At 45.0% G+C, this 26666-nt stretch carries 25 protein-coding genes; 22 read left to right on the top strand and 3 right to left on the bottom strand.

What is annotated here, in order from left to right; translation table 11 throughout:
- Positions 1-265: 265 nt before the first annotated feature.
- The 22 genes from invF to AC3G3F_RS06510 all read left to right on the top strand — a co-directional run bounded on the left by invF (position 266) and on the right by AC3G3F_RS06510 (position 22120).
- Positions 266-916 carry an AraC family transcriptional regulator InvF gene (gene invF / locus AC3G3F_RS06615; protein ID WP_023249324.1) on the top strand — a complete coding sequence of 217 codons (651 nt, stop codon included), beginning with the start codon at positions 266-268 and terminating at the stop codon, positions 914-916.
- The gene (gene invG, locus AC3G3F_RS06610; RefSeq protein ID WP_023249325.1) at positions 913-2604 is read left to right on the top strand and encodes a type III secretion system outer membrane ring protein InvG; all 1692 of its coding nucleotides are present in this window, start codon (positions 913-915) and stop codon (positions 2602-2604) included. The genes invF and invG overlap by 4 nt, the downstream gene beginning before the upstream one ends.
- Positions 2601-3719, top strand: a complete 1119-nt coding sequence (gene invE, locus AC3G3F_RS06605; RefSeq protein WP_023249326.1) for a type III secretion system gatekeeper InvE — start codon at positions 2601-2603, stop codon at positions 3717-3719. Before invG ends, invE begins: the two co-directional genes overlap by 4 nt.
- Positions 3720-3743: 24 nt before the next feature.
- The gene (gene invA / locus AC3G3F_RS06600; RefSeq protein ID WP_053509087.1) at positions 3744-5801 is read left to right on the top strand and encodes a type III secretion system export apparatus protein InvA; all 2058 of its coding nucleotides are present in this window, start codon (positions 3744-3746) and stop codon (positions 5799-5801) included.
- A 23-nt stretch (positions 5802-5824) separates the two neighbouring features.
- Entirely contained in the window at positions 5825-6232 is a 408-nt protein-coding gene (spaK, locus tag AC3G3F_RS06595; protein ID WP_023249328.1) for an SPI-1 type III secretion system chaperone SpaK, read from the top strand.
- Positions 6229-7524: a SctN family type III secretion system ATPase InvC gene (gene invC / locus AC3G3F_RS06590; protein ID WP_053529376.1), complete on the top strand. Its 1296-nt coding sequence runs from the start codon at positions 6229-6231 to the stop codon at positions 7522-7524. Before spaK ends, invC begins: the two co-directional genes overlap by 4 nt.
- Positions 7502-7945 (top strand): SPI-1 type III secretion system protein SpaM, encoded by a 444-nt coding sequence (gene spaM / locus AC3G3F_RS06585; protein ID WP_023249330.1) that lies wholly within the window; start codon positions 7502-7504, stop codon positions 7943-7945. The genes invC and spaM overlap by 23 nt, the downstream gene beginning before the upstream one ends.
- Positions 7945-8955, top strand: a complete 1011-nt coding sequence (spaN, locus tag AC3G3F_RS06580; RefSeq protein WP_023249331.1) for an SPI-1 type III secretion system protein SpaN — start codon at positions 7945-7947, stop codon at positions 8953-8955. Before spaM ends, spaN begins: the two co-directional genes overlap by 1 nt.
- Positions 8955-9866: an SPI-1 type III secretion system protein SpaO gene (gene spaO / locus AC3G3F_RS06575; RefSeq protein ID WP_053509084.1), complete on the top strand. Its 912-nt coding sequence runs from the start codon at positions 8955-8957 to the stop codon at positions 9864-9866. The genes spaN and spaO overlap by 1 nt, the downstream gene beginning before the upstream one ends.
- Positions 9856-10530 (top strand): SPI-1 type III secretion system export apparatus protein SpaP, encoded by a 675-nt coding sequence (gene spaP, locus AC3G3F_RS06570; protein ID WP_000526016.1) that lies wholly within the window; start codon positions 9856-9858, stop codon positions 10528-10530. Before spaO ends, spaP begins: the two co-directional genes overlap by 11 nt.
- A 25-nt stretch (positions 10531-10555) precedes the next feature.
- Complete coding sequence (gene spaQ / locus AC3G3F_RS06565) at positions 10556-10816, top strand: SPI-1 type III secretion system export apparatus protein SpaQ (RefSeq protein WP_000342503.1); 261 nt, start codon at positions 10556-10558, stop codon at positions 10814-10816.
- A gap of 3 nt (positions 10817-10819) precedes the next feature.
- Positions 10820-11611, top strand: a complete 792-nt coding sequence (spaR, locus tag AC3G3F_RS06560) for an SPI-1 type III secretion system export apparatus protein SpaR (RefSeq protein WP_000498971.1) — start codon at positions 10820-10822, stop codon at positions 11609-11611.
- Positions 11598-12668 carry an SPI-1 type III secretion system export apparatus protein SpaS gene (spaS, locus tag AC3G3F_RS06555; protein ID WP_023249334.1) on the top strand — a complete coding sequence of 357 codons (1071 nt, stop codon included), beginning with the start codon at positions 11598-11600 and terminating at the stop codon, positions 12666-12668. Before spaR ends, spaS begins: the two co-directional genes overlap by 14 nt.
- Positions 12669-12805: 137 nt before the next feature.
- Positions 12806-13303, top strand: coding sequence for a SycD/LcrH family type III secretion system chaperone SicA (gene sicA, locus AC3G3F_RS06550; RefSeq protein WP_000386309.1), 498 nt, complete (start codon positions 12806-12808; stop codon positions 13301-13303).
- Between the two features lie 2 nt (positions 13304-13305).
- Positions 13306-15087 (top strand): SPI-1 type III secretion system needle tip complex protein SipB, encoded by a 1782-nt coding sequence (gene sipB / locus AC3G3F_RS06545; protein ID WP_079813749.1) that lies wholly within the window; start codon positions 13306-13308, stop codon positions 15085-15087.
- Between the two features lie 27 nt (positions 15088-15114).
- Positions 15115-16344 (top strand): IpaC/SipC family type III secretion system needle tip complex protein, encoded by a 1230-nt coding sequence (locus tag AC3G3F_RS06540; RefSeq protein WP_023249336.1) that lies wholly within the window; start codon positions 15115-15117, stop codon positions 16342-16344.
- Between the two features lie 70 nt (positions 16345-16414).
- Positions 16415-17446, top strand: a complete 1032-nt coding sequence (sipD, locus tag AC3G3F_RS06535) for an SPI-1 type III secretion system needle tip complex protein SipD (protein ID WP_079817014.1) — start codon at positions 16415-16417, stop codon at positions 17444-17446.
- An 18-nt stretch (positions 17447-17464) separates the two neighbouring features.
- Entirely contained in the window at positions 17465-19510 is a 2046-nt protein-coding gene (gene sipA, locus AC3G3F_RS06530) for an SPI-1 type III secretion system effector SipA (protein ID WP_023249338.1), read from the top strand.
- A gap of 18 nt (positions 19511-19528) precedes the next feature.
- Positions 19529-19777, top strand: a complete 249-nt coding sequence (locus AC3G3F_RS06525; RefSeq protein ID WP_023249339.1) for an acyl carrier protein — start codon at positions 19529-19531, stop codon at positions 19775-19777.
- A 43-nt stretch (positions 19778-19820) separates the two neighbouring features.
- Positions 19821-20072 (top strand): hypothetical protein, encoded by a 252-nt coding sequence (locus tag AC3G3F_RS06520; protein WP_023249340.1) that lies wholly within the window; start codon positions 19821-19823, stop codon positions 20070-20072.
- Between the two features lie 34 nt (positions 20073-20106).
- Positions 20107-20499 carry a chaperone SicP gene (gene sicP, locus AC3G3F_RS06515; protein WP_023249341.1) on the top strand — a complete coding sequence of 131 codons (393 nt, stop codon included), beginning with the start codon at positions 20107-20109 and terminating at the stop codon, positions 20497-20499.
- Positions 20450-22120: a type III secretion system effector BopA family protein gene (locus AC3G3F_RS06510; protein ID WP_072158698.1), complete on the top strand. Its 1671-nt coding sequence runs from the start codon at positions 20450-20452 to the stop codon at positions 22118-22120. The genes sicP and AC3G3F_RS06510 overlap by 50 nt, the downstream gene beginning before the upstream one ends.
- Before the next feature lie 54 nt (positions 22121-22174).
- Here AC3G3F_RS06510 and iagB read toward each other — a convergent pair whose 3' ends face one another.
- From iagB to hilD, 3 genes are all read right to left on the bottom strand, one after another.
- On the bottom strand, positions 22175-22657 hold the full coding sequence (gene iagB, locus AC3G3F_RS06505) for a type III secretion system invasion protein IagB (RefSeq protein ID WP_023249343.1): 483 nt from the start codon (positions 22655-22657) through the stop codon (positions 22175-22177).
- Between the two features lie 17 nt (positions 22658-22674).
- Positions 22675-24336 carry a transcriptional regulator HilA gene (gene hilA / locus AC3G3F_RS06500; RefSeq protein WP_220529908.1) on the bottom strand — a complete coding sequence of 554 codons (1662 nt, stop codon included), beginning with the start codon at positions 24334-24336 and terminating at the stop codon, positions 22675-22677.
- Between the two features lie 1111 nt (positions 24337-25447).
- The gene (hilD, locus tag AC3G3F_RS06495; protein ID WP_023249345.1) at positions 25448-26377 is read right to left on the bottom strand and encodes a transcriptional regulator HilD; all 930 of its coding nucleotides are present in this window, start codon (positions 26375-26377) and stop codon (positions 25448-25450) included.
- Positions 26378-26666: the final 289 nt, after the last annotated feature.

The following is a 26666-nucleotide window of genomic DNA, read 5'->3' as shown; positions in this document are numbered from 1 at the left end:
TTATATACTCTGAGCTGATTTTCTATTTTAAATAATAAGGTGTCGTACGAGCTGGTCAATTTAATTAGCGGGTGGCATCAGATTCATAATGATTGCATCAGGATTTTGTCACTCGCTCCCGGTATTGTTTACATACTAAAATGATTTTCAACTGGTGCTGACAACTATGCTAAATACACAGGAAGTACTCAAAGAAGGAGAGAAGCGGAGAATCCGCAGCCCGGAAGCATGGTTTATGCAGACGTGTTCTGCGCAAAGGCTGCATATGTCATTTTCTGAAGGCCAACACAATGAAAGCTGCCTGGTTCAGGAAGGCGCGCTGCTTTTTATCGAGCAGGCGGTTGTCGCACCAGTATCAGGAGATCTGATTTTTCGACCGTTAAAAATTGAAGTACTCAGCAAATTACTGGCGTTTATTGATGGCGCAGGACTGATGGATACGACATACGCTGAACCCGATAAATGGGTTTTGCTGAGTCCTGAGTTTCGCGCTATTTGGCAAGATCGTAAACGCTGCGAGTACTGGTTTTTGCAGCAAATTATTACGCCCTCTCCGGCTTTCAGCAAGGTATTAACGCTTTTACGAAAAAGTGAGAGTTACTGGTTGGTCGGTTATTTACTCGCCCAGTCAACAAGCGGCAGCACGATGAGAATGTTAGGAGAAGACTATGGTGTTTCTTATACCCATTTTCGTCGTTTGTGCAGCAGGGCGTTAGGCGGAAAAGCGAAGAGTGAATTACGAAACTGGCGTATGGCGCAATCACTGCTGGATAGCGTAGAAGGACACGAGAATATCACCCAATTAGCTGTCAATAATGGTTACTCATCGCCTTCACATTTTTCTAATGAAATCAAAGAGCTGATCGGCGTTTCGCCGCGGAAATTATCAAATATTATTCAATTGGCAGACAAATGAAGACGCATATTCTTTTGGCCAGAGTGCTGGCATGTGCCGCGCTTGTTCTGGTAGCACCTGGTTATTCAAGTGAAAAAATACCTGTAACGGGAAGTGGGTTTGTTGCGAAAGACGATAGCCTGCGAACATTTTTCGATGCTATGGCGCTACAGCTAAAGGAGCCTGTCATTGTTAGCAAAATGGCGGCACGAAAAAAAATTACGGGCAACTTTGAGTTTAACGATCCTAACGTATTACTGGAGAAGCTTTCCCTACAATTAGGGCTGATCTGGTATTTCGATGGGCAGGCTATCTATATTTATGACGCCAGTGAAATGCGCAATGCCGTCGTTTCTTTACGGAACGTTTCGCTCAATGAATTCAACAACTTTCTAAAACGCTCAGGTTTATATAACAAGAATTACCCGCTACGTGGCGATAACCGTAAAGGAACATTCTATGTTTCAGGGCCGCCTGTCTATGTTGATATGGTGGTTAACGCCGCCACCATGATGGACAAGCAAAACGATGGTATTGAACTGGGGCGCCAGAAAATAGGGGTGATGCGTCTGAACAATACCTTCGTGGGCGATCGTACCTACAATTTGCGCGATCAGAAAATGGTTATCCCCGGTATTGCCACGGCCATTGAAAGGTTATTGCAGGGAGAAGAGCAACCCTTAGGCAATATTGCCAGTAGCGAACCTGTCCCGGCGATGCCAGCGTTTTCAGCGAATGGAGAGAAAGGTAAAACATCAAATTATGCCGGTGGCATGAGTCTCCAGGAGGCTTTAAAGCAAAATGCCGCGGCGGGCGATATTAAAATCGTGGCCTATCCGGATACCAATAGTTTGTTAGTAAAAGGAACGGCTGAGCAGGTGCATTTTATCGAAATGCTGGTTAAAGCACTGGATGTCGCCAAGCGTCACGTAGAATTATCCCTGTGGATTGTCGATCTTAATAAAAGCGATCTGGAGCGTCTGGGTACTTCATGGAGCGGTAGTATTACTATCGGGGACAAACTTGGCGTGTCATTAAACCAGTCTTCAATTAGTACTCTGGATGGCAGTCGGTTCATCGCTGCGGTAAATGCGTTAGAAGAGAAGAAGCAGGCGACGGTAGTTTCGCGCCCGGTATTACTGACTCAGGAAAATGTTCCCGCTATTTTTGATAACAACAGAACGTTTTATACCAAGCTGATTGGGGAGCGTAATGTTGCGCTTGAGCATGTTACATACGGAACAATGATTAGGGTGCTACCCCGTTTTTCCGCAGATGGCCAGATAGAAATGTCGCTGGACATTGAAGATGGTAACGATAAGACGCCGCAAACCGATACCACCACCTCTGTAGATGCGTTACCCGAAGTCGGACGAACGTTAATTAGCACTATTGCGAGAGTTCCGCATGGAAAAAGTTTGCTGGTCGGTGGTTATACACGGGATGCGAATACCGATACTGTCCAAAGTATTCCGTTCTTAGGAAAAATACCGTTTATTGGTGGTCTGTTCCGTTATTCCAGTAAGAATAAAAGTAATGTTGTTCGAGTATTCATGATTGAACCAAAAGAAATTGTCGACCCGTTAACGCCGGACGCCAGTGAATCGGTAAACAATATTCTGAAACAAAGCGGTATCTGGAGTGGGGATGATAAGTTACAAAAATGGGTTCGTGTTTATCTGGATAGAGGCCAGGAGGCAATTAAATGATTCCTGGTTCAACCTCCGGTATTTCATTTTCCAGAATATTGTCCAGGCAGACATCTCATCAGGATGCGACCCAACATACTGATGCGCAACAGGCGGAAATACAACAGGCTGCAGAGGAATCGTCTCCAGGGGCGGAAGTACAGAAATTTGTCCAGTCGACGGATGAAATGTCAGCGGCGCTGGCGCAATTTCGTAACCGTCGCGATTATGAAAAAAAATCCAGTAATTTATCTAACAGTTTTGAACGCGTGCTGGAGGATGAGGCTTTACCGAAGGCGAAGCAAATATTAAAGCTAATTAGCGTACATGGCGGCGCGTTAGAGGATTTTTTACGTCAGGCGCGTAGCTTATTTCCTGATCCCAGTGATTTAGTCCTTGTGTTACGCGAATTGCTTCGTCGTAAAGACCTGGAAGAGATCGTGCGGAAAAAACTGGAGTCGTTACTCAAGCACGTTGAAGAGCAAACCGATCCGAAGACCCTCAAGGCAGGGATTAATTGTGCGTTGAAAGCCCGGCTTTTTGGGAAAACATTATCGCTAAAACCAGGCTTATTACGCGCCAGCTATCGGCAATTTATCCAGAGTGAATCACATGAAGTGGAGATTTACGCTGACTGGATAGCCAGTTATGGCTACCAACGTCGACTGGTGGTACTGGATTTTATTGAGGGTTCGCTATTAACCGATATTGACGCTAATGACGCCAGTTGTTCACGCCTGGAGTTTGGCCAGCTTTTACGACGCCTGACGCAACTTAAAATGTTGCGCTCCGCTGATCTACTGTTTGTGAGTACATTGTTGTCGTATTCGTTTACCAAAGCGTTTAATGCAGAGGAGTCGTCGTGGTTACTACTGATGCTTTCGCTATTGCAACAGCCACATGAAGTGGATTCGCTGTTAGCCGATATTATAGGTTTGAATGCGTTACTGCTTAGTCATAAAGAACATGCATCCTTTTTGCAGATATTTTATCAAGTATGTAAAGCCATACCTTCTTCACTCTTTTATGAAGAATATTGGCAGGAAGAATTGTTAATGGCGTTACGTAGTATGACTGATATTGCCTACAAGCATGAAATGGCAGAGCAGCGTCGTACTATTGAAAAGCCGTCTTAATTTAATATTAACAGGATACCTATAGTGCTGCTTTCTCTACTTAACAGTGCTCGTTTACGACCTGAATTACTGATTCTGGTACTAATGGTGATGATCATTTCTATGTTCGTCATTCCATTACCTACCTATCTGGTTGATTTCCTGATCGCGCTGAATATCGTACTGGCGATATTGGTGTTTATGGGGTCGTTCTACATTGACAGAATCCTCAGTTTTTCAACGTTCCCTGCGGTACTGTTAATTACCACGCTCTTTCGTCTGGCATTATCAATCAGTACCAGCCGTCTTATCTTGATTGAAGCCGATGCTGGGGAAATTATTGCCACGTTCGGGCAATTCGTTATTGGCGATAGCCTGGCAGTGGGTTTTGTTGTTTTCTCTATTGTCACCGTGGTCCAGTTTATCGTTATTACCAAAGGTTCAGAACGCGTTGCGGAAGTCGCAGCTCGTTTTTCTCTGGATGGTATGCCCGGTAAGCAGATGAGTATCGATGCCGATTTGAAGGCCGGTATTATTGATGCGGATGCCGCGCGCGAACGGCGAAGCGTACTGGAAAGGGAAAGCCAGCTTTACGGTTCCTTTGACGGTGCGATGAAGTTTATCAAAGGTGACGCCATTGCCGGCATCATTATCATCTTTGTGAACTTTATTGGCGGTATTTCGGTGGGGATGACCCGCCATGGTATGGATTTATCCTCCGCGCTGTCTACTTATACTATGCTGACCATCGGTGATGGTCTTGTCGCCCAGATCCCTGCACTGTTAATTGCGATTAGTGCCGGTTTTATCGTTACTCGCGTAAATGGCGATAGCGATAATATGGGGCGGAATATTATGACGCAGCTGTTGAACAACCCATTTGTATTGGTTGTTACGGCTATTCTGACCATTTCAATGGGGACTCTGCCGGGATTCCCGCTGCCGGTTTTTGTTATTTTGTCGGTAGTTTTAAGCGTACTCTTCTATTTTAAATTCCGTGAAGCAAAACGTAGCGCAGTCAAGCCTAAAACCAGCAAAGGCGAGCAGCCGCTCAGTATTGAGGAAAAAGAAGGGACGTCGTTAGGACTGATTGGCGATCTCGATAAAGTCTCTACAGAGACCGTACCGTTGATATTACTTGTGCCGAAGAGCCGACGTGAAGATTTGGAAAAAGCTCAGCTTGCGGATCGTCTACGTAGTCAGTTCTTTATTGATTATGGCGTGCGCCTGCCGGAAGTATTGTTACGCGATGGTGAGGGCCTGGACGATAACAACATCGTATTGTTGATTAATGAGATCCGTGTTGAACAATTTACGGTCTATTTTGATTTGATGCGAGTGGTAAATTATTCCGATGAAGTCGCTTCCTTTGGCATTAATCCAACAACCCATCAGCAAGGGAGTAGTCAGTACTTCTGGGTAACGCATGAGGAAGGGGAGAAACTCCGGGAGCTTGGGTATGTGCTGCGGAACGCGCTTGACGAGCTTTACCATTGTCTGGCGGTGATGCTGGCGCGCAACGTCAATGAATATTTCGGTATTCAGGAAACAAAATATATGCTGGATCAGTTGGAGGCGAAATTTCCTGATTTACTTAAAGAAGTGCTCAGACATGCCACGGTGCAACGTATATCTGAAGTTTTGCAGCGTTTGCTAAGCGAACGTGTTTCCGTGCGTAATATGAAATTAATTATGGAAGCGCTCGCATTGTGGGCACCAAGAGAAAAAGACGTCATTAACCTTGTGGAACATATTCGTGGAGCAATGGCGCGTTATATCTGCCATAAATTCGCCAATGGCGGTGAATTACGAGCAGTAATGGTATCTGCTGAAGTTGAGGATGTTATTCGCAAAGGGATCCGTCAGACCTCTGGCAGTACCTTCCTCAGCCTTGACCCGGAAGCCTCCGCTAATTTGATGGATCTCATTACACTTAAGCTGGATGATTTATTGATTGCACATAAAGACCTTGTCCTCCTTACGTCTGTCGATGTCCGTCGATTTATTAAGAAAATGATTGAAGGTCGTTTTCCGGATCTGGAAGTTTTATCTTTCGGTGAGATAGCAGATAGCAAGTCAGTGAATGTTATAAAAACAATATAAGGGTTTAATTAAGGAAAAGATCTATGCAACATTTGGATATCGCTGAATTAGTTCGTTCTGCACTGGAAGTAAGTGGTTGCGATCCTTCGCTAATTGGAGGAATAGATAGTCATTCGACAATTGTTCTGGATTTATTTGCCTTGCCCAGTATCTGTATCAGCGTCAAGGACGAAGATGTATGGATCTGGGCGCAATTGGGTGCTGATAGCATGGTGGTATTACAACAGCGGGCCTATGAAATCTTAATGACCATAATGGAAGGATGCCAGTTTGTCCGCGGCGGGCAATTGCTATTAGGGGAACAGAATGGGGAACTAACGCTTAAGGCCTTAGTGCATCCGGATTTTTTATCTGACGGTGAAAAGTTCTCTAATGCCTTGAATGGATTTTACAACCATCTGGAAGTTTTTAGTCGGTCGCTAATGAGATGAAAACACCTCGTTTACTGCAATATCTGGCCTACCCACAAAAAATAACGGGCCCAATCATTGAGGCGGAATTGCGCGATGTGGCCATTGGCGAGCTGTGTGAAATACGCCGTGGCTGGCATCAAAAACAGGTCGTCGCGCGTGCGCAGGTGGTTGGCTTACAGCGGGAACGCACCGTGCTGAGCCTTATCGGCAACGCGCAGGGACTGACCCGTGATGTCGTGCTTTATCCCACTGGACGCGCGTTATCGGCGTGGGTGGGATATTCGGTATTAGGCGCGGTGTTGGACCCGACGGGGAAAATCGTTGAGCGTTTTACCTCTGAAGTGGCGCCGATTAGTGAAGAACGCGTTATTGATGTCGCACCGCCTTCTTACGCTTCGCGCGTTGGCGTCCATGAACCGCTGATTACCGGCGTGCGCGCGATTGACGGGTTATTGACCTGTGGCGTAGGTCAGCGGATGGGCATTTTTGCCTCCGCAGGATGCGGTAAGACCATGCTGATGCATATGCTGATCGAGCAAACGGAGGCGGATGTCTTTGTTATCGGTCTTATCGGTGAACGAGGCCGTGAGGTCACTGAATTCGTGGATATGTTGCGCGCCTCGCATAAGAAAGAAAAATGCGTGCTGGTTTTTGCTACCTCCGATTTTCCCTCGGTGGATCGCTGCAATGCGGCGCAACTGGCAACAACCGTAGCGGAATATTTTCGCGACCAGGGAAAACGGGTCGTGCTTTTTATCGACTCTATGACCCGTTATGCGCGCGCTTTGCGAGACGTGGCTCTGGCGTCAGGGGAGCGCCCGGCCCGTCGCGGTTATCCGGCCTCCGTATTTGATAATTTGCCCCGTTTGCTGGAGCGCCCTGGGGCGACCAGAGATGGAAGCATCACTGCCTTTTATACGGTGTTGCTGGAAAGTGAGGAAGAGGCTGACCCGATGGCGGATGAAATTCGCTCTATTCTTGACGGCCACCTGTATCTGAGTAGAAAGCTGGCCGGGCAGGGGCATTACCCGGCAATCGATGTACTGAAAAGCGTAAGCCGTGTTTTTGGACAAGTCACGACGCCGACACATGCTGAGCAGGCGTCTTCCGTGCGTAAATTAATGACGCGTCTGGAAGAGCTCCAGCTTTTCATTGACTTAGGAGAATATCGTCCTGGCGAAAATATCGATAACGATCGGGCGATGCAGATGCGGGATAGCCTGAAAGCCTGGTTATGCCAGTCGGTAGCGCAATATTCATCCTTTGATGACACGTTGAGCGGTATGAATGCATTCGCTGACCAGGATTAAAGTACTACAGCGGCGCTGTACGGTATTTCATTCGCAGTGTGAGTCGATATTACTTCGCTATCAGGATGAAGATCGCAGGCTGCAGGCGGAGGAGGAGGCGATCGTTGAACAAATCGCGGGTCTGAAATTGCTATTAGATACGCTGCGTGCAGAAAACAGACAGCTCAGTCGTGAGGAAATTTATGCGTTATTACGTAAGCAGTCTATTGTTCGCCGACAGATAAAAGATTTAGAACTTCAGATTACACAAATTCAGGAACAACGGGACGAACTGGAAAAGAAAAGGGAAGAGTTTCAGGAAAAAAGTAAATATTGGTTGCGCAAAGAAGGGAACTATCAACGCTGGATAATTCGTCAGAAAAGACTCTATATTCAGCGAGAGATACAGCAGGAAGAGGCCGAGTCAGAGGAGATAATTTAATGGGCGATGTGTCAGTTGTCAGTTCATCTGGAAATATTTTACTGCCGCAGCAAGACGAGGTCGGCGGTTTATCAGAGGCATTAAGAAAAGCGGTGGAAAAACATAAGACAGAATATTCCGATGATAAAAAAGATCGCGAGTATGGCGATACTTTCGTGATGCATAAGGAAACGGCATTACCGGTTTTACTGGCGGCAATGCGACATGGCGCACCAGCGAAATCAGAACATCACAATAGCCGCGTATCTGGTCTGCATCATCACGTGAAAGGCGAGCTTAGGATTGCTGAAAAACTGTTGAAAGTCACTGCTGAAAAATCCGTCGGTTTGGTCTCTGCGGAGAGCAAAGTAGATAAATCGGCAGTACTGCTATCGTCTAAAAATGGGCAGTTAGAGGGCGTAAGCGGTAAAAAATTATCTGCTGATTTAAAAGGCGTGGAAGCCGTCAGTGAATTAGCGGATAACGCCACGGGAATCTCTGACGATAATAACAAGGTATTGCCTGGGGATAATAAAGTCATCGCGGGCGAAGGCGTTCGTAAAGAGGGCGCGCCGCTGCCGCGAGATGTCGTACCTTCCCGAATGGCTGCAACCAATACCAATAAGTCTGATGATAAAGAACATAAAAAGATCAAAGAAGCTTCTCAGCTTCCCCTGCAACCAACAACTATCTCCGATCTTAGCCAATTATCCGGCGGCGATGAAAAAATGCCTTTAGCGGCGCAATCAAAGCCGATGATGACTATTTTTCCGACCACCGATGGCGTGAAAGGAGAGGATAGCTCGCTGACTTACCGTTTTCAGCGCTGGGGAAATGACTATTCAGTCAATATTCAGGCGCGCCAGGTAGGGGAGTTTTCGTTAATACCGTCAAATACGCAGGTTGAGCATCGTTTGCATGATCAATGGCAAAACGGTAACCCCCAGCGCTGGCACCTGACGCGAGACGATCAGCAAAATCCGCAGCAGCAACAGCACAGACAGCAAGCTGGTGAGGAGGATGACGCCTGATGTCATTGCGTGTGAGACAGATTGATCGCCGCGAATGGCTATTGGCGCAAACCGCGGCAGAATGCCAGCGCAATGGCCAGGAAGCTACGCTGGAATATCCGACGCGACAGGGAATGTGGGTTCGGCTGAGTGATTCAGAAAAACGTTGGTCAGCCTGGATTAAACCCGGGGACTGGCTTGAGCATGTCTCTCCCGCTCTGGCGGGGGCGGCAGTTTCTGCTGGCGCTGAGCACCTGATCGTTCCCTGGCTTGCGGCGACAGAGCGTCCCTTTGAATTGCCCGTGCCGCATTTGTCCTGTCGGCATTTATGTGTAGAGGACCCCGTGCCAGGAAGCGCGCTGCCGGAAGGGAAATTGTTGCACATTATGAGCGATCGGGGCGGCCTGTGGTTTGAGTATCTTCCTGAACTGCCCGCGACCGGGGGCGGCAGGCCGAAAATGCTGCGTTGGCCGTTGCACTTTGTGATCGGTAGCAGTGACACGCAGCGGGCGTTGCTGGGCCGTATCGGGATCGGAGATGTACTCCTGATTCGAACTTCCAGTGCGGACGTTTATTGCTATGCGAAAAAGTTAGGTCATTTCAACCGTGTTGAAGGGGGAATTATTGTGGAAACATTAGATATTCAGCATATCGAAGAAGAAAAAAATGAAACAGAAACTGCAGAAATTCTGCCTGGCCTGAACCAATTACCCGTCAAACTGGAATTTGTCTTGTATCGTAAGAATGTTACCCTCGCCGAACTCGAAGCAATAGGGCAGCAACAGCTATTATCTCTGCCGACAAATGCTGAACTTAACGTTGAGATTATGGCGAATGGCGTTTTGCTTGGTAATGGTGAATTGGTACAGATGAATGACACCCTGGGCGTTGAGATTCATGAATGGCTGAGTGAGTCTGGTAATGGGGAATGATATCTCATTAATTGCCTTACTGGCATTTTCCACTCTGTTGCCATTTATTATTGCATCAGGAACCTGTTTCGTTAAATTTTCTATTGTATTTGTCATGGTGCGTAACGCCCTGGGTTTGCAGCAGATACCTTCAAATATGACGCTTAACGGCGTCGCATTGCTGCTTTCTATGTTTGTTATGTGGCCAATAATGCACGATGCCTACGTCTATTTTGAGGACGAAGATGTCACGTTTAATGACATTTCGTCATTAAGTAAACATGTTGATGAAGGTCTGGATGGCTACCGTGATTATCTGATCAAATATTCAGATCGAGAGTTAGTTCAGTTTTTTGAAAATGCGCAACTGAAGCGTCAGTATGGAGAGGAGACCGAGACGGTAAAGCGTGATAAAGATGAAATTGAAAAACCTTCAATATTTGCGTTATTACCTGCCTATGCGCTGAGTGAAATAAAAAGCGCGTTTAAAATTGGTTTTTATCTCTATTTGCCATTTGTTGTCGTCGACCTGGTGGTATCCAGCGTGCTACTGGCGCTGGGGATGATGATGATGAGTCCGGTAACAATATCTACTCCCATTAAGCTGGTTCTTTTTGTTGCGCTTGATGGTTGGACCTTATTGTCTAAGGGTTTGATATTACAGTATATGGATATTGCAACATGACATCATTACGAGACGGGATAGTTAAATGGATGATTTAGTGTTTGCAGGTAATAAAGCGCTCTATCTTGTTCTAATCCTTTCAGGATGGCCGACGATTGTCGCAACGATTATCGGCCTCCTGGTAGGGTTATTCCAGACGGTAACGCAATTACAGGAACAGACGCTACCTTTTGGTATTAAATTACTTGGCGTGTGCTTGTGCCTGTTTTTACTGTCTGGCTGGTATGGCGAAGTTTTACTCTCTTACGGGCGCCAGGTGATATTCCTGGCGTTGGCTAAGGGGTAAAAAATGTTTTATGCGTTGTACTTTGAAATTCATAACCTGGTTGCGTCTGCGGCAATGGGGTTTGCTCGTGTGGCGCCGATTTTTTTCTTCCTGCCGTTTTTGAATAGCGGGGTATTAAGCGGCGCGCCGAGAAATGCCATTATCGTCCTGGTGGCATTGGGAGTATGGCCGCATGAATTGAGTGAGGCACCGCCATTTTTATCGGTGGCGATGATCCCGTTAGTTCTGCAAGAAGCGGCGGTAGGCGTCATGCTGGGCTGTCTGCTGTCATGGCCTTTTTGGGTTATGCATGCGCTGGGTTGTATTATCGATAACCAGCGAGGGGCAACGCTAAGTAGCAGTATCGATCCGGCAAATGGCATTGATACCTCGGAAATGGCTAACTTCCTGAATATGTTTGCCGCTGTCGTTTATTTACAAAACGGCGGTCTGGTCACGATGGTTGACGTGTTAAATAAAAGCTATCAGCTATGCGATCCGATGAACGAGTGCACGCCTTCATTACCGCCGCTATTAACGTTTATTAATCAGGTGGCTCAAAACGCGTTGGTTCTGGCCAGCCCTGTGGTATTAGTGCTGTTGCTGTCAGAAGTGTTCCTGGGGTTATTGTCGCGCTTTGCTCCGCAAATGAACGCCTTTGCGATTTCACTGACGGTAAAAAGCGGCATTGCCGTTTTAATTATGCTGCTTTATTTCTCGCCGGTACTACCGGACAATGTGTTGCGACTCTCTTTCCAGGCCACAGGATTAAGTAGCTGGTTTTACGAACGAGGGGCGACGCATGTCCTCGAATAAAACAGAAAAACCGACTAAAAAACGGCTGGAAGATTCCGCTAAAAAAGGCCAGTCGTTTAAAAGTAAAGATCTTATTATCGCCTGCCTGACGCTGGGAGGAATTGCTTATCTGGTGTCGTATGGCTCATTTAATGAGTTTATGGGGATTATTAAGATCATTATTGCGGATAATTTTGAGCAGAGCATGACTGACTACAGTCTGGCCGTTTTGGGGTTAGGGTTAAAATATCTGATCCCATTTATGCTGCTCTGCTTAGTATGCTCCGCATTACCGGCGTTATTACAAGCTGGTTTTGTGCTGGCGACAGAGGCATTAAAACCTAATTTGTCGGCGCTAAACCCGGTAGAAGGGGCAAAAAAACTTTTCAGCATGCGAACGGTAAAAGATACGGTCAAAACCTTATTATATCTCTCATCCTTTGTGGTGGCCGCTATCATTTGCTGGAAAAAATATAAGGTTGAAATCTTTTCTCAGTTAAATGGCAATGTCGTGGGTATTGCCGTTATTTGGCGTGAGCTTCTTCTCGCGTTGGTATTAACTTGCCTTGCCTGCGCATTGATTGTCTTATTATTGGATGCTATCGCTGAATATTTCCTGACCATGAAAGATATGAAAATGGATAAGGAAGAAGTGAAGCGTGAAATGAAGGAGCAGGAAGGGAATCCAGAGGTTAAATCTAAAAGACGTGAAGTTCATATGGAGATTCTGTCTGAACAGGTGAAATCCGATATTGAAAACTCACGCCTGATTGTTGCCAACCCAACGCATATTACGATCGGTATTTATTTTAAACCTGAACTGATGCCGATTCCGATGATCTCGGTGTATGAAACTAATCAGCGCGCACTGGCTGTCCGCGCTTATGCGGAGAAGGTTGGCGTACCGGTTATCGTCGATATCAAACTGGCGCGCAGTCTTTTCAAAACCCATCGCCGTTATGATTTGGTGAGTCTGGAAGAAATTGATGAGGTTTTACGTCTTCTGGTTTGGCTGGAAGAGGTAGAAAACGCGGGCAAAGACGTTATTCAGCCACAAGAAAACGAGGAACGGCATTGATCCGCGTGAAGCAGTAGCGATTTATTCATTGGGCGTTTTTTGAATGTTCACTAACCACCGTCGGGGTTTAATAACTGCATCAGATAATCGCAGTAGTTAAGTTCTACAAAGTCGGTGACAGATAACAGGAGTAAGTAATGGATTATCAAAATAATGTCAGCGAAGAACGTGTTGCGGAAATGATTTGGGATGCCGTTAGCGAAGGCGCCACGCTAAAAGACGTTCACGGGATCCCTCAAGATATGATGGATGGTTTATATGCTCATGCTTATGAGTTCTATAACCAGGGGCGATTGGATGAAGCTGAGACATTCTTTCGTTTTTTATGCATTTATGATTTTTACAATCCCGATTACACCATGGGACTGGCGGCGGTATGCCAACTGAAAAAACAATTTCAGAAAGCATGTGACCTTTATGCAGTGGCCTTTACGTTACTTAAAAATGATTACCGCCCCGTTTTTTTTACCGGGCAGTGTCAATTATTAATGCGTAAGGCGGCAAAAGCCAGGCAGTGTTTTGAACTTGTCAATGAACGTACTGAAGATGAGTCTCTGCGGGCAAAAGCGTTGGTCTATCTGGAAGCGCTAAAAACGGCGGAGACAGAGCAGCACAGTGAACAAGAAAAGGAATAATTATGGTAAATGACGCAAGTAGCATTAGCCGTGGCGGATATACCCAAAATCCGCGCCTCGCTGAGGCGGCTTTTGAAGGCGTTCGTAAGAACACGGACTTTTTAAAAGCGGCGGATAAAGCTTTTAAAGATGTAGTGGCAACGAAAGCGGGCGACCTTAAAGCCGGAACAAAGTCCGGTGAGAGCACTATTAATACGGTGGGTCTGACGCCGCCTACGGACGCCGCCCGGGAAAAACTCTCCAGCGAAGGGCAACTGACGTTACTGCTTGGCAAATTAATGACCTTATTGGGGGATGTTTCGCTGTCTCAACTGGAATCTCGTCTGGCCGTATGGCAGGCAATGATTGAGTCACAAAAAGCGATGGGAATCCAGGTATCGAAGGAGTTTCAGGCGGCGCTGGGAGAGGCGCAGGACGCGACGGATCTCTATGAAGAAAGTATTAAAAAAACGGATACCGCCAAGGGCGTCTATGACGCGGCGGCCAAAAAACTGACGCAGGCGCAAAACAAATTGCAATCGCTGGACCCGTCCGATCCAGGCTATGCGCAGGCTGAATCCGCGGTAGAGCAGGCTGGAAAAGAAGCGACGGAGGCGAAGGATAAGTTAGATAAAGCCACGGATGTGGCGACCAAAGCGGGCACAGACGCAAAAGCTAAAGCCGAGAAAGCAGATAACATTCTGACCAAATTCCAGGGCACGACGAATGCTGCCTCTCAGAGTCAGGTTGCCCAGGGTGAAAAGGATAACCTGTCAAATGTGGCTCGTCTCACCATGTTGATGGCCATGTTCATTGAGATTGTAGGCAAAAATACCGAAGAAAGCCTGCAAAACGATCTTGCGCTGTTCGGCGCTTTGCAGGAAGGCCGTCAGGCGGAGATGGAAAAGAAATCGGCTGAATTTCAGGAAGAGACGCGCAAAGCCGAAGAAACCAACCGCATTATGGGGTGTATCGGGAAAATCCTCGGCGCGCTGCTAACAATCGTCAGCGTTGTGGCCGCTATTTTTACCGGTGGGGCGAGTCTGGCGCTGGCTGCGGTGGGGCTTGCGGTAATGGTTGCCGATGAAATTGTGAAGGCGACGACGGGGGTGTCGTTTATTCAGCAGGCGCTGAACCCGATTATGGAACACGTTCTGAAGCCGTTAATGGAACTGATTGGCAAAGCGATTACCAAAGCGTTGGAAGGATTAGGCGTCGATAAGAAAACCGCAGAGATGGCCGGTAGTATTGTTGGCGCGATTGTCGCAGCCATTGCGATGGTGGTGGTAATTGTCGTAGTGGCGGTAGTCGGGAAAGGCGCCGCGGCGAAACTGGGTAACGCGCTGAGTAAAATGATGGGCGAAACGATTAAGAAGCTGGTACCTAATGTGCTGAAACAGTTGGCGCAAAATGGCAGCAAACTCTTTACCCAGGGGATGCAACGTATTACTAGCGGCCTGGGTAATGTGGGTAGCAAGATGGGCCTGCAAACGAATGCCTTAAGTAAAGAGCTGGTAGGTAATACCCTAAATAAAGTTGCGTTGGGCATGGAAGTCACTAATACCGCAGCCCAATCAGCCGGCGGCGTTGCTGAAGGCGTATTTATCAAAAACGCCAGCGAAGCGCTTGCTGATTTTACTCTCGCACGTTTTGCCATGGACCAAATTCAGCAGTGGCTTAAACAGTCTGTAGAGATATTTGGTGAAAACCAGAAAGTGACTGCGGAATTACAAAAAGTCATGTCCTCTGCGGTACAGCAAAATGCGGATGCTTCACGTTTTATTCTGCGCCAGAGTCGCGCATAAAACTCGCCAAAATAAAGGGAGAGAAATATGTTAATTAATAATGCGGGGATTAATCCTGCTACTTATTTAAATCATCATTCTGTTGAGAATACTCCACAGCCTGGTTCGCAATCCGTTAGCGTTAAAGATATTCTGAGCAGCATTGGCATTACTGGTAGCAAAGTCAGTGAACTGGGGTTGAGTCCTACGCTGACAGCCCCTGCGCCTGGTGTATTAACGCAAACCACAGGAACGGTAACGTCCTTTTTGAGAACCAGCATTCAGAATAGTGATATTAATCAGGATCTGAACGCCCTGGCTAATAATTTTAGCAACAAAGCGAACGACATGGTTCAAACCCATCTGCGGGAGCAACAGGCTGAAGTCGGAAAATTTTTTGATATTAGCGGTATGTCTTCCAATGCCGTTGCGCTGTTGGCTGCCGCGAATGTTTTAATGCTGACGTTGAACCAGGCTGACACCAAACTGTCCGGCAAATTGTCACTCGTCAGTTTTGACGCTGCAAAAACGACGGCAAGTTCCATGATGCGTGAAGGGATGAATGCGCTGTCCGGTAGTATTTCTCAAAGCGCGCTTCAGTTGGGGATCACTGCCGTGGGCGCAAAACTGGAACATAAAGGGCTGCAGAATGAAAGAGGCGCGCTTAAACATAATGCCGCGAAGATCGATAAACTGACCACTGAAAGCCACAGTATTAAAAATGTGCTGAACGGGCAGAATAGCGTCAAACTCGGTGCTGAAGGCGTCGATTCTCTGAAATCGTTAAATATGAAGAAAACCGGCGTTGATGCGACGAAAAACCTTAATGACGTGACGCTTAAATCTAATGCCGGAACAGGCGCCACGGAAAGCCTGGGCATTAAAGACAGTAATAAACAAATTTCCCCTGAACATCAGGCCATTCTGTCGAAACGTCTTGAGTCTGTCGAATCCAGTATTCGTCTTGAGCAGAATACCATGGATATGACCCGGATTGACGCGCGTAAGATGCAGATGACCGGCGATTTGATTATGAAGAATTCGGTCACTGTCGGCGGGATCGCAGGATCGGCGGGGCAGTACGCTGCTATCCAGGAACGTTCCGAACAGCAAATTAGCCAGGTGAATAACCGGGTTGCCAGCACCGCATCAGATGAAGCGCGTGAAAGTTCACGTAAGTCGACCAGCCTGATTCAGGAAATGCTGAAAGCAATGGAGAGCATTAACCAGTCGAAGGCCTCCGCATTCGCCGCTATTGCGGGAAATATTCGCGCTTAATTTGATAGGTCATCTATACGCCATCAGGAGATTTATTAAATAACGCTCCTGATGGTGAACTGGGGATATTATGCTTAATATTCAAAATTATTCCGCTTCTCCTCGTCCGGGACTTGCTGCCGAACGGCCACAGGCAACCGCGGCGAGCGATCACGTAGAGATTACCGCTGCGCCGTCCACAGCAGAACATCGCGGCGCGGATATTATCTCATTATCTCAGGCGGCCACGAAAGCCCAACAGGCACAGCAGACGTTACGAGCAACGTTGCCGATCTCCGAAGAGAATAATGACGAGCGTACTCTGGCTCGCCAACAATTGACCAGTAGTCTGAATGCGCTGGCAAAATCAGGTGTTTCATTATCGGCAGAACAAAATAAAGGGCTGCGGAGCGCGTTTTCTGCACCTGCGTTGGCATTATTTAGCACTGCGCCTATGGTGCAGCCGAGAACAACCATTTCCGATGCAGAGATTTGGGATATGGTTTCCCAAAATATATCGGCGATTGGCGACAACTATCTGGGCGTTTATGAGAACGTTGTGGCAGTTTATACCGATTTTTATCAGGCATTCAGTGACATCCTTTCCAAAATGGGAGGCTGGTTATTACCTGGTAAGGATGGGAATACCGTTAAGCTGGATGTTACTTCACTCAAAAATGATTTAAACAATTTAATCAATAAATATAATCAAACCAATAAAAATACCATCTTATTTCCAGCGCAATCAGGCAGTGGTGTTAAGGGGGCAACGGAAGCTGAAGCGAGGCAGTGGCTCAGTGAGTTGAATTTACCCGATAGCTGCCTGAAATCAACGGGATCAGGTTATGTCGTTACCGTCGATCTGACGCCGTTACGAAAAATGGTTCAGGATATTAGTGGATTAGGTAAGCCGGGAGATGATTCCAAACTTGAAATGGATAACGCGAAATACCAGGCCTGGCAAGCAGGTTTTAAAGCTCAGGAAGAAAATTTAAAAACAACATTACAGACGCTGACGCAAAAATATAGCAATTCCAATTCATTGTACGACAACCTGGTAAAAGTGCTGAGTAGTACGATAAGTAGCAGCCTGGAAACCGCTAAAAGCTTCCTGCAGGGATAACAGAAGAGGATATTAATAATGGTAGCAAGTGTAAGAACTCCGCCTCCCGTCGTGATAACTGGTATGCAAACCGAGATCAAAACGCAGGCCACAAATCTTGCAGCAAATATCTCCGCAGTCAGCGGAAATGCCACATCGACGTTGTCAGGGGAAATTAACGGCCCACGACTGGAAGATTTTCCCGCGCTGACCAAACAGTCGAGTCTGGAGGCGTTGTTCAAATGTGGAAAAGATGCCGAGGCGTTAAAAGAAATTTTTACCAGCTCAAGTAATACCGGCGCCAGGAAGGCGGTAACGGAATTTGCGGGACTCTTTCATTCAGCGCAAAAAGCCACCAGCGACTCGCCTGCGGCGAAGGAGCTACTGATGAAGGTGGGGGCAGAGTATACCGCGCAAATGATGAAAGATGGTCTGAAAGAAAAATCGGCTTTTGGACCATGGACGCCAGAAACGAAGAAGGCGGAAGCGAAGCTTGAAACGCTTCATAATAAGCTGCTGGATATCATCAAAAATCATACCGGCGGTGATTTAAGAAACTTATCTACGCAGTATGTCATGCATGAAGTGATGCCCTATATTACCGATTGTATTGAACATCAATTTGGTTGTACGTTAGATCCGCTAACCCGTAGCAATATTGCACAGCTTGTTGATAAAGCGGCGGAGAAGGCGGTTGACGCACTTGATATGTGTCACCAAAAATTAACGCAAGAGCAGGGTACCAGCGTAGGAATGGAAGCACGACACCTTGAAATGAAAGCGTTGATACCTCTGTTGCTACGTAATGTTTTTGCACAAATTCCGGCAGACAAACAGCCTGAGCCTAAAATTCCGGAACCAGCGGCTGGACCGATGCCTGATGGTGGTAAAAAGCCTGAACCTGCAGGTATTAATATCAATATCAATATTGATAGCAGTAATCATAATGTGGATAACAGTAAGCATATTAACAATAGCCGAAGCCATGTCGATAATAGCCAGCGCCATATTGATAATAGCAACCATGATAATAGCCGGAAGACTATTGATAATAGCCGAACACTTATTGATAACAGCCAACGCCATTACGAGTCACACCATTCGAGTAACAGCAGTAGCGTAAGTCATAATCATTCGCGTGTAGACTCAAATACGCATCAAGCGGAGACGGTACGCGGTGCCAGCACGCAGGATATCGCGGGTAAAATTGATGTCACGGCTCATGCCACTGCAGAGGCTGTGACCAACGCTTCATCCGAAAGCACAGATGGTAAGGTGATAACGTCTGAAAAGGGAACCACGGGTGAAACAGCCTCTTTTGATGAAGTCGATAGCGTAACCAGCAAGGTCATTATCGGCAAGCCGGTGCAGGCCACGGTGCATGGCGTTGATGATAATAAAGAGCAAAGCCAGACGGCAGAGATTGTGGATGTGAAGCCGCTTGCCAGCCAACTTGCTGGCGTCGAGAATAATAAAATTGATACCTTGCAGCCAGAAACCTCGGTAATTACAGGTACTAAAGCGGGTACGACTGATAATGATAATAACCAGGCAGATAAGGCTGGCCAATTTTCTGGTCTGAAGTTTAAGCAAAATAGTTTCCTTTCAGCAATTCCGAGTGTTACGAATATGCGTTCAATGCATTTCAATACCCGTGATATGTTTTTGGGGGTGGTACGTAAAGCCCTGGAGCCGGATACCTCCACACCGTTTCCAGTACGCAGAGCGTTTGACGGGTTGCGTGCGGAAATATTGCCCAGTGACTCTATAAAGAGTGCAGCGTTGAAAGCGCAATGTAGCGATATTGAAAAGCATCCAGAATTGAAAGCGAAAATGGATATGCTTAAAGAGGTCATTACTCATCATCCACAAAAAGAAAAACTGGCCGAGGTTGCGCTGCAGTTTGCCAGAGAGGCGGGTTTGACCAGACAAAAAGGGGAAACTGACTATGTGTTAAGTAGTGTGCTGGACGGCCTTATCGGGGACGGTAGCTGGCGAGATGGCCCGGCTTACGAGTCATACCTGAATAAACCCGGCGTGGAACGGGTCATTACTACCGTTGATGGCTTGCACATGCAGCGTTAATTAACTGGAAAAGATGCGATGAATATGGATATTGAAGCAAGAGTCAAAAAAGTGATCACCTCCTGTATTGCCGTTGATATTGATTGCATCAATGGTCAGACCCATCTGGTTGAGGATCTTTACGCTGACTCATTGGATTTAATTGATATTGTATTTGGTCTTAGTGAGGAGTTTGACATTAGTTGTAATGAAAACGATCTTCCGGATATGACGACCTTTGCGGATATATGCCGTGTTGTTGAAAAAAGTCTTGAGTCGAGAGTATAGTATTATTCTCTCGCTCGACAACAATTGAATATGGTTAATTGTTATGAAAATCATCACACATGTAGTACCCGGTTCAGATATGGCTGAAATATATGATGATATTGCTGACAGTTCGCTTTTCTTTAGTAAAGGAAAGTTACGCCATGTTGAAAACGATCCGAAAGAGTTGCTGATATGTGTCCCGACACGTAGTGAGTGGTTATTTTACTGGATTAAAGGAGATAAACATTGCGCCCGGCGACGGGCGCATAAGAATATCAAACATGACATTTCTCTGGTAAAACCGAAAAATTAAACTTATAAAATAAATAATTAAAGAGGAAGATAATTTGCAAGCACACCAGGATATTATCGCTGATATTGGTGAAAAATTAGGTTTGCCACTCACTTTTGATGACAATAATCAGTGTTTATTACTGCTCGATACCGATATTTTTATGTCTATTGAAGCTAAAGATGATATCTGGTTATTGAACGGTATGATTATACCACTATCGCCTGTTTGTGGCGATTCTATCTGGCGACAGATTATGGTGATTAATGGTGAACTGGCAGCGAAGAATGAAGGCACGTTAGCGTATATTGATAGCGCAGAGACATTATTGTTTATAGATGTAATTACCGATCTGACAAATATATATCATATTATATCGCAGCTTGAGTCATTCGTGAATCAGCAGGAAGCGCTCAAAAACAGGCTGCAAGAATACGCTAAAGTATGAGGAGAGGAAGTTGAATAATTTAACATTGTCTTCATTTTCAAAATCTGGCGTGCCGAGTGATGCCCGACTATATATTGCTAAGGAAAATACTAATAAGGCATATGTTGCGCCTGAAAAATTTTCGTCAAAAGTATTAACCTGGCTTGGAAAAATGCCGTTATTTAAAAATACTGAAGTGGTGCAAAAACACACGGAAAATACCAGAATACAGGATCAAAAAACTTTACAGGTATTTATCCAGGCATTAACGGAAAAATATGGGGAAACAGCGGTAAATGACGCACTATTAATGTCCAGAATAAATATGAACAAACCCCTTACCCAACGTTTAGCAGAGCAGATCACGGAGTGTGTAAAAGCTGCTGACGAAGGGTTTATAAATCTTATTAAGAACAAGGATAATGTTGGTATCATGAATTCCGCTTTAGTAATAAAAGGCGGCGAGACAAAAGTGACAGAGCAAAATGGCGATGTTGGTGCAGAGATGAAACAGCATTTACTCGATATTGCGCTAAACGGACTTAAGAGTGCAATACCTCAACTGGAACAAATGGACGGAAATAAGCTGCGAGAAAACTTCCAGGAGATGGCTTCGGGTAGCGGTACGCTACGTTCATTAATGACGAATTTACGGAATTTAAATAAAATTCCAGAGGCTAAACAACTTAATGATTATGCTGTAACGTTAACAAATATTCAGGTAGGTGTAGCCCGGTTCTCACAATGGGGAACCAGTGGAGGAGAGGTCGAGAAGTGGATTGGTAAAGCCTCCAGTCAAGAATTAACGCAGGCTGCAAAAAAGATTCAGGCTATTACTAACGAACTGAAAAATGTTACAACTGAACTTGAGAACATAAAAGCTGGTGCGCCAATGCCACAGATGTTGAGCGGACCTACACTGGGTCTGGCACGGTTCGCAGCCAGCAGCATCCCGATTAATCAGCAAACTCAGGTGAAATTGAACGACGGAACGCCTGTGCCAGTGAATACGCTAACTTTTGCCGGTAAGCCAGTGGCATTAGCCAGTTCGTATCCAAAATCTACGCCAGCCGCGCTGGAAGCGCACATGAAAACGCTTCTTGAAAAAGAGTGCTCATGCCTGGTGGTGTTAACGCCGGAAGAGCAGATACAGGCAAGTCAATTACCCGCCTATTTCAGGGGGATTCATACCTTTGGCGAGGTACATACCAGCAGCCAAAAAGTGAACTCAGGGAATCAGGAAGGCACGATAGACCGATACAATATGCAACTGTCCTGGGGAGAAAAGCAGTATACGCTCCCGGTACTACATGTGAAAAATTGGTCAGATCACCAGCCGTTACCGTCCGCTGCTCAGTTAGAATATCTGGCAGATAGCGTGAAAAATATTGCCAACCAAAATGGCGCGCCGGGGCGTAGTACATCGGATAATCATTTACCGATGATTCATTGTCTGGGCGGAGTGGGAAGAACCGGAACGATGGCTGCGGCCCTTGTGCTTAAGGATAATCCTCATAGCAATCTGGAGCAGGTACGTTCAGATTTTCGGGATTCACGGAATAATAGAATGCTGGAAGATGCATCGCAGTTTGTACAGCTAAAAGCAATGCAAGCCCAATTGCTTACGAACACGGCAATCTGATTAAAAAATAGCTTACTTTTGGATGTGATCTGAAAGTAAGCTATTGTTATATGATTATTTGTTTAACGCGATAGAAAGTCTTTTGTTCTTCTCTTCTGCTGGCATCTCTTTTAATTTTTTGTAATTCTCCCAAATTTTTTTAGCATAACTTTTCCTTATATCAGCTCTTTTCGGCGACGTCCCGGCATTATAAGCACCAACGGCCTCCCAGCTATAACCGTAGATTTTCATCATATCTGATAAAATGGATGCGCCAACAATGACAGAAATGCAGGGATCATGTAATAACTGTTTTTCACTGATCCCCATTTTTTTCAATCTTTTCATATGGAAGCTATTAATTTGCATCAGGCCAATATCGGTAGAACCATCTCGGTTATAACCAATGGCGCCTGGTTTCATCGCCGATTCCTGTTGAGCGATAGCATAAAGTAGTTCTGATTCAATATTGAACATTTTTTCAGCCTGAAGCCAGCAATCAGCCCGTGCCGTACTCATACTAAGCAACCAGATTACGATGATAAAAAAATAATGCATATCTCCTCTCTCAGATTTTACCGTAATTTAACCAAGCGGGGATCCTGTTTCCATCTTTTGAACCAAATGTTGTCTTCGTTTTTAAATTTACTCCACATTTTCTCGGCAATAACTTCTCCATGGGCAATCAGTACTAACGGTAATAGCCCTGGATTATTATCAATACTCTGTTCAGTTTCCAGAAATTCTCTTATCGCCGGTAAGGCACGCTCACTATTCTGACAGTATTCAGCATAAAGAAGATTAACAGCAATAAGCCCTGTTATTTCATGTGTGGATATTTCTTTAGTTAATTTTCGTGCCAGTTCATGTTTACCTTTAAGCGAAAGAAACATAACCTGCATACTTAATAATATTGGATTATCCTGCAAATGTTGCGAACGTAATTCATCTCCTAAACGTATAGCATCATCAAGGCCAGTATGATAGTAGGTAATCCATAGTTTAGTGATCCCTGCTGCTGCGCGCGTTGGGTCCAATTTTAAACACTCGTTAATCGTTTGTAAGGCCTCCTCCAACTGACCAGCCATGAAGAGGTTCCAGCCATAATAATATTTAATATCCGCAGAGACGGGCGAAATTAAATTAGCTTGTTTGAATAGTAAACTCCCAACGATGTATTCTGAATGAATCGTATTAATTAACCCCAGTAATCCTAAAGCTTGCGGATTATTATGGTCCAGCTCTGTCGCCTTAATGGCATGTTCTTTGGCTTTGATCATAGCGTTTTGTTTGTCAAAAATTCCCATTTGCGCCATGCTGAGATAGCATTCTGCCAGCGCACAATAAGGCGCAATGCTATTTGGCGACATATTAACGCATTGAGTTAACAACTTAAGCGCTTGCTGTAAGCTATAGGGGGTATATTGGTTTAATTCATGCTTACCGCGTAAATAGACCATGGTACTGTCAATCGAATTTAGCTCGCTAACCTGCTTTGTGTCCCAGCGAAGCCCCGGGATACATCTGAGCAAAAGATTCGCAATTTTGTTTTGCAAGAGAGAGGCGGGCTGGTTTTCCACCAACTTAATGCTTTCCTGATGCAATAGGTTATAGCCTTTAACCCGAACGATCTCGATCTGCACAACATTATCGTTGCCATCGGGGATCATCTGTCCGGAGATGTAATAATCGGGGCGCAGTTGATCCATGAGCTCCAGAATGTCCTTAACACTGCGACAATTCTTAGTAATGGTCACCGGCAGCACGCTCAGGCCAAAGGGCGCATACTGAGATAGTCCCTTCACGATAGAGTAATGCAGGCTCTCAGATTGAATTTGATCCTGCATCTGAAAAGGAAGAATCGCCAACGTATGAGTAGTGGGTTGCGGCGCTGGCGGAGACACTACCACGACCGGACGATTAAAACGATAGCCTTGCCCATATAACGTTTCGATGTAACGATGTTCTTTATCTTCCGACAGGATACGTCGTAAAGCATAAATACAGCGGGTAAGAGATTCTTCGTTAACCTCGGCGTCGCCCCATACCTGGTCCAGTAAGGTGTTTTTACTAACAATCTCGCCGGCGGCTTCGAGCAGGATGACCAGAACGGCATATTCTTTTGGCGGAATATTCACTTTCTTTTCTGCTCGTAGCAGGGAGCCATCCATGTTGAGTATGAAATCATCAAAGACGAATTTTTTATTAGATACAGGAACAGGATTAAAATGTGGCATGATAGTTGTATATTCTCTTACAGGGTGAAAATTATAATGGTTAATACCCGCCGTTAGTACGGAATTTACTGTGCCAGTAATTTTGCTGTTATTAGTAACGGTCAGGCTGAGCTTTTATCTTGAGCTTAATGTCATATCCTATGGGCTCGGTCTTATATGTTTTGCTCTGTATTTTACATTTGATGATTTAGCTTATGTTTGTGATTTAAAAAACTGACATGTTGATAATAACAATTTTTATAACTGACTGTAATTATTGAGTGGGCGCTGTCGTATGTGTTATTGCAGAGATAATCAGCGCCGGGTATCTAAATATTTACATATTTAACTCGACCTCATTGCAATTGAGATTGGATTTATAGCTATCTTACTGTATTTTTCTGGGGTGTAAATGCTGCTTATTATACCTTCATATCTAATGGTCTGATAATTATACCATCAGAACCAATTCTACCGTGGATTCTTAAGAAATGACTATTCGTTGAAAGTTTAAAGATGTAATTTAGCTTAAGCGTGAAAATATAAATGACAGACTATTTTGAGTATTGCGCTTATTTTTATGTTTTTTTGCAGAATAATGATATCTCCTTTTCTTTATTTCCCAGCGGTATCGCGTCAAAAGGGCAGTGAATTTGTGAGCGGTATCATCCTTAAACTAGCCTTGACAAGATATGGATATCAGGATGAAGAGAGGAGGTATGATAGGTAAGAAGACGTCAACGATACTGACAAGCGTGACTGTTTCTATTTATACTATCCAGGCAGGCGCTTGCTACAGGGAGCGAATGGTATATAAACATGAATAAAATGCCAGCTTTAGTCCACAGGGCTAAAGCCGGAAGGAGATAGTTTCATCTGGACAGATTCTTACGCTGTGAATAAGGTAATATCGGTCTACCAGTCATCATAGCGATGACAAGTTCACAAAAGTCGCGTTGTATAATCAGCCTTATTTTAAATTTCCAGATATATCAGTACAGAGTGTCTTCTGGACAGAATAATGATATTGAATAACCTCCAATCCTACTATGGTGTGTTATGAAACGATTAGAATTTTAAATTATTAAAATTTCAATAAAAATTTTTTCTTGAGTAAAAGATACAAAAAACGCTAGTGGTTCGCCATTCTAATGAATGTCGATGGTGTAGTTTTAAAATATTTTTTAAAACATTGAATGAAATAGGACGTACTATCATAACCGCATTTTAATGCTACAGAATTGACATTATGGTTACCTATGCGTAAAAGTTTTGCCGCCTGATTCATTCTCGCAGATAAGTAGATATCACTAAAGCTGGTACCTTCTTCTGCTAGTTTCCTTTTGAGCGTTGATGTGCTCATAAATATATGGTCGGCAACATCCGTAAGTTTCCACTGCTTACTCGGTGAGGAGGAAATAATGTTGTAGACGCGCTCCTTTAACGTTATCTGAGCTGAGCTAAGGATGATCTCATAACTCTCCGGAAGCCGGAGGAAAGCGGTAAGCAGGAACAGCAGAAAATAAGGGATTAATTCCTCATTTTCAATACAACTTTGGTTGTTACAGCTATTGCAACTTTTGCTTGTATCCATAGTACAGGAGAACGCTGTTTTCAGGTGTTCAAATACCTCTCTTCTGGCAGGAAAGTCAGGCGTATAGAAGATCTTCTGCACTTTCTCGACAGGTTTCGCCATTTTGGTTTGCTGCTCATTTGGGATAAGCGCATAGAGATCGCCAAGTCGTTGCGTCGGTATCTCGAGTATATCGAAATCCATGTGGCCATTGACCTCTTCCAGCGTCACGTTAACGACCTGCTCCTTTTTGAGTACCAACATCCCAGGCTCTTCACAGTAAATCGTATCGTGATTATTGCTAATCGTCAGTTTACCACTACGAAAGCAAACTAAAGTGAAACTACTTACATAAAGATTTTTTATGGTGATCTGCTGAGTCTGACTTTTAATTTGCTGCTGGGTATTCGTCAAAAGTGATTTTAATTTCTGTAAGTTATCCGCGGCAGGACGCTGATGACTATTACTTACAAAGGTTACATTTTCCATATTATCCCTTTGTTGATGTTATTTTAATGTTCCTTACTTGTATCCTACTGAAAAAATCTGAGTTGTAAATGCTCTTTATTAGGGTGTGTTGGCAATGGTCTGATTGTTATACCAAAAGAACTCAAATTTGGGTAATTTATCTACAGTAGTTTAAGCCGCAACGGGGACGATAGTTCTTTTAATATGTGTTGAGACGCATTATACAGAATAAATTGATTTTATTTCTCACTTTTCATTCTATTTTCATCAGGAATCCCTGTGTCCCACGCTGTAATCTGCTGCTATCGAG

The sequence above is a fragment of the Salmonella sp. FC25216 genome, from assembly GCF_057751355.1.
The sequence above is the reverse complement of the archived record's forward strand: the minus strand, read 5'-3'. Positions and strand labels throughout refer to the sequence as shown.